The sequence below is a fragment of the Candidatus Regiella insecticola LSR1 genome (assembly GCF_000143625.1).
Lineage (GTDB): Bacteria > Pseudomonadota > Gammaproteobacteria > Enterobacterales > Enterobacteriaceae > Regiella > Regiella insecticola.
In genome coordinates this window covers 1-2,402 of sequence record NZ_GL379750.1, presented here as the reverse complement: position 1 = coordinate 2,402, position 2,402 = coordinate 1, and the positions used below count along the sequence as shown (strand labels likewise).

Annotated in this window: 2 protein-coding genes; both read right to left on the bottom strand. The window is 44.4% G+C overall.

The window, feature by feature from the left end; genetic code table 11:
- Positions 1-2,258: C80 family cysteine peptidase (locus tag REG_RS10455; RefSeq protein ID WP_006705618.1), on the bottom strand; the 2,258-nt coding region annotated here is incomplete at its 3' end.
- Positions 2,259-2,268: 10 nt separating this feature from the next.
- Positions 2,269-2,388 carry a hypothetical protein gene (locus REG_RS14765; RefSeq protein ID WP_407078958.1) on the bottom strand — a complete coding sequence of 40 codons (120 nt, stop codon included), beginning with the start codon at positions 2,386-2,388 and terminating at the stop codon, positions 2,269-2,271.
- Between the last annotated feature and the right edge of the window lie 14 nt (positions 2,389-2,402).

Below are 2,402 nucleotides of genomic sequence, written 5' to 3'. Positions count from 1 at the left end.
GCACTATAAATATCAAAGCCACTCGATAAAATCGTTAACGTCGACCCACCAAATTTTGCTATTTTAGTACTGGCATTAAAGCGCATCTGCCCTAGGCGAGCACCGGTAAGCATGGCTGTACCTGTTATTCTATGCCCGCGAAAAAATTTATTGAACATATGCTGGGTACGGTTGATCATAGCCGTCGGGCCTGTAGAAGCAAGCTGTTGTCCCCATTTAACCAAGCCGTATTGGGTCGCATCGATCAACACATTAGAGCCAAACGAAGCCAGCGCTAAATTTCTTTCGTAGACCAACTCGTTTTTTTCTTCGTCAGTGAGATCATCACGCTTGAGCATTGCTCGATATTTAATCAAGTCATAGATACCGCGAGTGTAGCCATATCCTTGCATTCCTACGCCGACACGATGGACTGAACGGTTAAAGCGCCCCCACACTGTGGCATCGTGCAACGATGACCATAAGCCAGACATGATATGTCCATTTTTTACATGGTAATTAATTTTATCTAATAGCACGATGGAGACTTCGTGCATACTTTGATTCTTGCTCGTTGTTAACAGATCCGCAAGCCTCCCTTTTTGCACGAAGATTTGTTGTTTTAGTAACATAACGGCCTGGATAGCAACAGGATCATTTTTATCCAGTTGCATTAGGTAATTATTCAGTTGTGCGGGGAAAAAACGTAACCTGGCAAGCCGAGAGGCGTCAGTGAGACGACGGGGGGAAAGCGGCTCCCCGTCAATGTTTGCACCCATTTGGCTGAGTGCGTGCGCTGGCGGCAGGGTAACATTACCAAGGCGGACATCTCCTGCCTGTGTCATCCTCTGTTGGTCAGTACGAAAGTCTACCAATAATGTTTGCAGTTGAGTCAAGGCGGGTAATTGCTGAACAGCATTAGCGATATTCACTTGGTAGATGGTGAAGTGATATTGATTATTTTTTTGCGTTACCCCGTATTGCTCTGCTCGAGTGTCAGGATCCAACAGCGCGTTTCTACCTTGCAAGTAATCATTTAGTATTGCATTAAGCGCTAGGCTGCTCTTAGCGCTGTCTTTACCACTACAGCGTATTTCGCCAACATGGGGATCGTACAGATAGTAAATATGCTGCCCGTTTTCAATCTGGCTGGCTAGCATCAACGCATGGTGTTGGCTTTTAAACAAATAATAACCGGGTTTCCAATCAAAGGGTGATATCAGTTGCTGAGTAAAAAGTTTTTTATCATTTAAATCAAAATTTTGTAATTTGATAAATTGCTGACGGAAAAGATTGGCCTGGATCATTTCGCCGTCGGTAATCATCCCATCAGCATCCGCTTTTTGTTCGTTAATCAGGGTATGGGTAAGTAAACCATTTAACAGGCGACGGGTTTCCGGTGTTCCCAAATATCGGGCATGGAGCCAAGCCAGCCCTAAACTGATAGCGTTAGATTGCGTGTGTAGCTCACTGCCACCAATATATAATCCTTGTGGCGCGATATTTGCATTTTGGATACTGACAGCGCTGCCATTTTGTTTCATACTCGCCTCAGCCAGTGCAACAATGCTTTTTGCCTGGATTTTGTTCCACTGTTGACTCTGCTGCAATGCAGCTTGTACGCTTAATCCTGATAATTGAGGATGATGGGTATCTTGTAGTTGTAACAGTTGATAGATTTCGTGACGCCACGCCAAATAATCCATGTTATTAAATGCGGTTAGCATTAGCCGTTTAACATCTAACTTCCCTTGCTTCGATTGAAATGCATCGTTCAAATCAGCAAGCTCTTCCAAATTCAATGCCCTATATTTCAGTTCACCTGAGGCTAGGTTATCGACTAGGCTTAACACCCGCTGCAAACGTATCGACAGATCCGTGGTCGGGACTAATCTGCCCTGTTTATTCCAAGTTAGAATTAACTTATTCTCGCTGGCCTTATGATGCCAAGAACCACGGCTATCCAGTGTCATTTTTTGACCATGGGGCGTAACCGCCATTTCGGCACTGTGTGCGGAAACATTAGAGTAAATATCGTGTTTACCGAGTTCTTGAGCAAATTGCCAAGCAAAACCACCTTCTTTACTCGTGTCGATCAATGAACAACCCACCAAGCTAATGGAGTGGGGATCCTGATTAATTTTGAATTTAGCCCCGAAGGCGTGGTGAAAGCCTTGTAGATTGTTCGCTAGTGCTCTAGCGGACTGATATGCCAAGGTAACCTCAGCGCTCCGAACAGAACCATGACCGACCAGCTGCCAACGCAGTTTCCCCTTCAATTTTTTTGCATCACCAAAAACGACACGGTAATAGCCATTTTTTATCTAATTGTACTAATACTGAGTTCTTATGTTTGCCTGCCAAATAGGCAGCGGATTTGGCAACAACCCGATCATTTTCTAACTGAATAATGATTTGACCGT